Genomic DNA, 4,855 nt, shown 5'->3' with positions numbered 1-4,855 from the left:
CTGCGCCCAAGGGCGGGAAGGACAGGGCGTTCATGCTGCCCCTGCCGCGCGACCTCCTCCAGAACCTGGAGATGGTGCGGCAGCAGACCAAGGGCCTCGCTAGCCCGTTCGCCTTCCCGTCGCTGAACAGCGAGTCCGGCCACGTCGAGGAGATGCGGCGGACGAACGAGTTTCCCTACGCCCCGCATCAGATGCGGCACACTTACAGGACGGCGGCTTTGGAGGCAGGGGGTGGACATGCAGACTATCACGCTCCTGATGAACCACAGGCCCGCGGGCGTGACCTGGGGCTACATCACCCGCGCCCACCTCGTCGGAACGATGCGGGAGTCTCAGGAGCTGATCTGCTCGGCCATGCCCCGATTTCGCGGTCAATAGCCCAGCAAGGCTCAGCGAGAATAGGCTATTTTCTCTTTTCGCTGAGTTACCTTTTGTCCGTTGAGGCGCCCGCAGGCTGAAAACGCCTGCGGATACAGCGAGCAAGAGAGAGATTGCGCCCCGACACCCATCTTCAACGATAGGAGTGCCGACGGCATGGAAAGCTTGTTTACAGAGGTGATCGATCGCCTCGCCCGCATCGAGGCAACGCTCGCTTCCCCGCGGAAAGAATACCTGACGGTCGAAGACGCGGCAGACTTCATCAGCATCTCGAAGGTGCTACTGGACGAATGGCGCTGCAAGGGCGGCGGCCCCGCCTATCACAAGATCGGACGCCGCGTCGTCTATTCCGTCGCTGACCTGCGTGCGTTCGCGTCCGCCTCAAGAGTTGAGGCCCTGCGATGAGCGATTTCTCAGAAAGAAACGGGCGCACCGTGGACATCGATGCGCCCGAGAGCAGCTCAGGGACAAGGACCGGACATTTGCATTCCAGTACTGAAGTGAACTCTGCCGCGCGCACCGCGCCCAAGGTGCCATCGCTTGAGGCAAGCGCGCTTGCTCTTCATCTCAAGGGCGGTCATGAACTCATCCCGCTTCACTCTCCAGACGACTTCGACCCGAAAGGTCGACCTCAAGATTGCCGCAGCTCTACTCGCCGTCTTGGAAGAGATCGAGATTTACCACCAGTCCTTGGCGGATTTCGTCGGCGCCCTGATCATGAAGGCCGGCGACGGCAATTCGTGGAGCAAGAGCATCGAGGAGCACGTTCGACAAAAGTGGAAGGAAAACTCGCCGCCTCGAAAGAAGACGACGAAGGCGCCGCTTGCGGCTAACGCATAGCCACGCGGCCGGTCACTCCGCCGTCGCACCTTCTGTGCTGGTTCGTTCTGCGAACCCACCGCGGCAGGATGTGACGGTCTTGGGCATACTGGTGCCCTTCACCTCGCTGGAGGAGACGACCGCCCTTTGCCGGGTTCCGTGGTCACCTCCAGTGGGCTTCTCTTCTCCTTAGCTCCCCGGAGGTTTTCCATGAGCAACATTAATCCACTCAGCAACGACTACTTCTCGACGGTCTCCAATAAGTGGATGGCCATCAACGATCTGCGCGCGTCGTTGCAGCGCGCCAAGTCGCTCTCCACGCAGCACAGCAATCTCCTCGCCAAGCTCGAAGGCCAGATCAAGAGCCATGCAGACTCCATCGAGGCGTCAGCGAAGTATCTCAATGCGGCCGAGCGCTCGACCGTCATAACTCGCGCAGTCGCCGCAAAGCGTCACGAGTTGGTCAACGGCAGCTCGCCCGAGCGTATCGACCTCCTTCGGAAGATCGACGCCGAGGATGCGGCGATCATGGCGGCCAGCATCCACTACGATTCAGCCGTCCAGATACTTATGCGGTCTTCCATCGGCTCCGAGAAGCGCACGCTCATCGCCGGCCAGATCGCACAGGCCGGCAACGCGGAGCTGCTTTCACTCGCCCACCTGGCGGCTGCGACGAATGACCAGGCGATGGGTGCAGCCCTGGTCTCGCGGGTGTCGACCATTCCCCCCGGCAAACGTCCCTTCAGCTCGCAGTCCTTGGCGAACGTGCTCGTCGGCGAGACGCTCGCGGAAGCCCAGCTGATCTTCGGTGAGATGGAGGCACTGCTCGTCGGCGCGCTGGCCACCGGCAAGGCCTTCGAGACCGGACAGATCGACACGCTTGGCAAGATCAAGGCTGCACTTCTCAAGCGCAACAACGCCGAGAAGCAGGCCCGACTGGCCGTCGCCCGAGGCGTTGAACCTGACCCGGTCGAGCGGATAAGCGTCCAGCTCGACAAGGACAAGCCGACCAGCTTCAAGATCCAGGGCACGACGCTTCCGGACGGGAAGGGCGTGCCGGAGACCCCGGCAGGCGCCGAAGCGAGAGGGAACGGTTGAACATGGCCCGTGAACCTTCCGAAGACCTTCGCCGGCTGGAGACGAGGCCCATGCTGGTTTTGCGTGGGCGAATGCGGCAGAATCGCCCCATGACCCAGCACCTCGTAGACCTGTTCAATTCTCGCCTCGAAGCATACAACGCTCTGCTGGACGCGAAGATCGCGGCCACCAGCGTCGGCGCGGATCGGCGCGCCTTCGCCAGCAAAAAATTCGAGCCGATAGTCGTCGGCGAAGTCAGCGAGGACGAGCTCCGCCGCCGACTCAGGATGCAGCGGCTGCGCCTAGGAAGCGTCCTTAAGGCAAGGGCAGTCGAGCTGCTCCGGTACATCGAGCCGGGGGAGCTTCTCCTCGGGCGCTACACGCGGGAGTTCCCGGAGACCCAAGTCTCATCGGCATGCCTCCGGTGGTACATCAGCCGGATCAACGAAGAAGCTCGCGACCTCGGACTGGCCGAAACCGGCCTTCCCCAGTATCGACCAAGGTCGAGAGATACCGCGTATTCAAAAGTCAAACAGCCATGGCCCGGCGAGCACTAGAGAATACGCTATTTTGATCACAAGGAAACGTTCTGCTTAATCCCCGCGGTTTTTGCACTCTGCAAGAATTCGCTAATCACCTGCGCAATCCTGACGGTGTCGTGCGCCTCGCATTCCCAGATCGTCAGTACGCCCCAGCCGGCGCTCTTAAGCAGCACCTCTTTCTGGCGGTCACGAGCAACATTTCTCTGAAATTTTGCGTTCCAGAACTCCACGTTTGTACTTGGCGTGGAAGCCCGGCGGCATCCCGCGTGACGATGCCAAAAGCAACCATGAACAAAGATCACTTTCCTTCGTGACGGAAAGACGAGATCTGGACTTCCTGGAAGGCCCTTTACGTGAAGGCGGTACCTATAGCCAAGGCGATGCGCGGTGCTTCGCACGGTCATTTCAGGCCGCGTATTCTTCGCTTTTACCTTGCGCATCAATACCGATCGATGCTGGGGATTTAGCTGGTCGGCCATTTGACTCTATACCTCATTTATCGCCTGATGGTTGTGGTGCGAATCATCAGAGAGAAAACATGCCAATCAAGCGTAATGGGCCCGTTACCACTGGAACGAAGCAAAATCTTGTCGAAGGAGTACAGTCCTCTCCGATGAGTCCGTCAGCCGTTGACGCGGTGATGGATCAGGTCGTGGTCTTCGCCGATCAGCTTGTTGATACCTATTCGATACAAGTTGCTGCCGGAGAGGTTGGATCGGACGGATCTGGTACAGCTTCGGAGGAGCCGATCATTGGTGCACGAGCTCCCCGAGCATTACTTTACGGTCGGATCCAGAGCGGCAAGACCGTTTCGATGATTTTGACCTCCGCGCTCGCCCTGGATAACGGGTTTCGCGTCGTTGTTGTTCTCACGACCGACAACGTCGCCCTGGTGAGGCAAACAGCAAGCCGCTTTAAAGACCTTGATGGCCCCCGTGTTTTTGCAGCGGTCAAAGAAGGGTCCTCGTATGAGTGGCAGGGCCAGGAAGGAGAGCTTCGGGACACCGTGTCGGCGGAAGGCCTAGTCCTCGTTTGCGCAAAAAACCACATCAATCTTCCTGAAGTGATCAGGTTCCTCCAGCAACTCGATGCCTCGAACTATCCGGTTCTTGTATTAGACGACGAAGCTGACGCCGCGACTCCCGATACCACTCTTGCCGCTCGCTCCACTGGGAAAGCGAACGCCCCGCAGTATAGGAGCAAAATGAATCGCCTTGTTGTCGCAAATGACCGGCCGGAAGAAGCTGGTTTCTCCCTGGGTGAAGAGCTGCCACACAGCCTTTATGTTCAGGTGACTGCAACACCTTACGTTCTCTTCTTGCAGAAAGAATATGCGGACCTCCGCCCGAGCACGACGTTTTTGCTTGAGCCAGGTGCGGGGTATACTGGAGGAGAGGTTTTCTTCAGCCAGTATGATCCAGATGCGGCAGAGGATGAACGGCCAAGAAATCTCGTGTTCGTTGGAGCCACCGAAGCTATTTTGATGAGACGAACGGCGCCACCTGGCTTGGCGAGATCGATTAATTTCTTCGTGCTATCAGCGTGCGCTCTTTCGGTTTCAAAAGGATGGCCCACTCAAGGTTTCAAGCATCTCTCGCACACAAGCCATAAAATGGATGAGCACGAGACGGTATCCGGATACATCGAAGCTCATCTAAACCTCGTAAGAAGGCGCCTGCGGGCAAGTGTTGACGAGACTCGCGAGTTTTTTAGAGAGGCATACAACGAGCTGACAAGAACGGTTCAAGAGTGCCCGGCGCTCGACGATTTGATTGCGTCCGCCAGATCGGCCATCAGGCATGCGGAAGTCATTCGGATCAATTCGAAGGCCGACGTGCCTGTTTACGGCCCTCGATTGAACTTCCTCGTGGGAGGGAACATCCTCGGACGCGGCCTAACCATCGATGCTCTCCTAACTACGTACTACATTCGGGAAGCGAAGACTTCTCAGATGGACTCGGTGTTGTAACACGCACGCATGCTTGGCTATCGCCAGTCGCACCTTGATCACGTGCGTATCTATCTACCTCATCGACTAG

The 4,855-nt window shown here is 58.5% G+C and carries 8 protein-coding genes; 6 read left to right on the top strand and 2 right to left on the bottom strand.

Annotated features, from left to right (window positions below):
* Nucleotides 1–239, bottom strand: a 239-nt coding sequence (locus C9413_RS32825; RefSeq protein ID WP_210263632.1) for a hypothetical protein, incomplete at its 3' end; no start/stop codon positions are given.
* On the opposite strand from C9413_RS32825, the gene C9413_RS27710 reads away from it, so the two are divergent.
* The 5 genes from C9413_RS27710 (at nt 238) to C9413_RS27690 (ending at nt 2,831) form a co-directional block, all read left to right on the top strand.
* The gene (locus C9413_RS27710) at nt 238–378 is read left to right on the top strand and encodes a hypothetical protein (protein ID WP_170251188.1); all 141 of its coding nucleotides are present in this window, start codon (nt 238–240) and stop codon (nt 376–378) included. The two genes, C9413_RS32825 and C9413_RS27710, sit on opposite strands and share 2 nt — an antisense overlap.
* 156 nt (nt 379–534) lie before the next feature.
* Nucleotides 535–783, top strand: coding sequence for a helix-turn-helix domain-containing protein (locus C9413_RS27705; RefSeq protein ID WP_052451681.1), 249 nt, complete (start codon nt 535–537; stop codon nt 781–783).
* Between the two features lie 135 nt (nt 784–918).
* Nucleotides 919–1,218, top strand: a complete 300-nt coding sequence (locus C9413_RS27700; RefSeq protein ID WP_170251187.1) for a hypothetical protein — start codon at nt 919–921, stop codon at nt 1,216–1,218.
* A 189-nt stretch (nt 1,219–1,407) separates the two neighbouring features.
* Nucleotides 1,408–2,295, top strand: coding sequence for a hypothetical protein (locus tag C9413_RS27695; RefSeq protein WP_052451680.1), 888 nt, complete (start codon nt 1,408–1,410; stop codon nt 2,293–2,295).
* 89 nt (nt 2,296–2,384) lie between these two features.
* Nucleotides 2,385–2,831, top strand: a complete 447-nt coding sequence (locus tag C9413_RS27690) for a hypothetical protein (protein WP_133938047.1) — start codon at nt 2,385–2,387, stop codon at nt 2,829–2,831.
* Nucleotides 2,832–2,848: 17 nt separating this feature from the next.
* Here the strand turns inward: C9413_RS27690 and C9413_RS27685 are convergent, their stop codons facing one another.
* Nucleotides 2,849–3,295 (bottom strand): very short patch repair endonuclease, encoded by a 447-nt coding sequence (locus C9413_RS27685; RefSeq protein WP_040114110.1) that lies wholly within the window; start codon nt 3,293–3,295, stop codon nt 2,849–2,851.
* Between the two features lie 59 nt (nt 3,296–3,354).
* Between C9413_RS27685 and C9413_RS27680 the strand changes: the two genes are divergently transcribed.
* A complete protein-coding gene (locus C9413_RS27680; protein WP_170251186.1) occupies nt 3,355–4,785 on the top strand; it encodes a Z1 domain-containing protein in 1,431 nt (476 codons plus the stop codon).
* Nucleotides 4,786–4,855: the final 70 nt, after the last annotated feature.

The organism is Rhizobium sp. SEMIA 4085 (genome assembly GCF_013004495.1).
GTDB lineage: Bacteria > Pseudomonadota > Alphaproteobacteria > Rhizobiales > Rhizobiaceae > Rhizobium > Rhizobium gallicum.
The sequence above is the reverse complement of the archived record's forward strand: the minus strand, read 5'-3'. Positions and strand labels throughout refer to the sequence as shown.

Excerpts from the sequence above, each read along its gene's own strand:
- C9413_RS27695 (WP_052451680.1), top strand. The coding sequence starts at position 1,408 with ATGAGCAACATTAATCCACTCAGCAACGACTACTTCTCGACGGTCTCC.
- C9413_RS27690 (WP_133938047.1), top strand. The coding sequence starts at position 2,385 with ATGACCCAGCACCTCGTAGACCTGTTCAATTCTCGCCTCGAAGCATAC.
- C9413_RS27680 (WP_170251186.1), top strand. The coding sequence starts at position 3,355 with ATGCCAATCAAGCGTAATGGGCCCGTTACCACTGGAACGAAGCAAAAT.
- C9413_RS27710 (WP_170251188.1), top strand. The coding sequence starts at position 238 with ATGCAGACTATCACGCTCCTGATGAACCACAGGCCCGCGGGCGTGACC.
- C9413_RS27685 (WP_040114110.1), bottom strand. The coding sequence starts at position 3,295 with ATGGCCGACCAGCTAAATCCCCAGCATCGATCGGTATTGATGCGCAAG.
- C9413_RS27705 (WP_052451681.1), top strand. The coding sequence starts at position 535 with ATGGAAAGCTTGTTTACAGAGGTGATCGATCGCCTCGCCCGCATCGAG.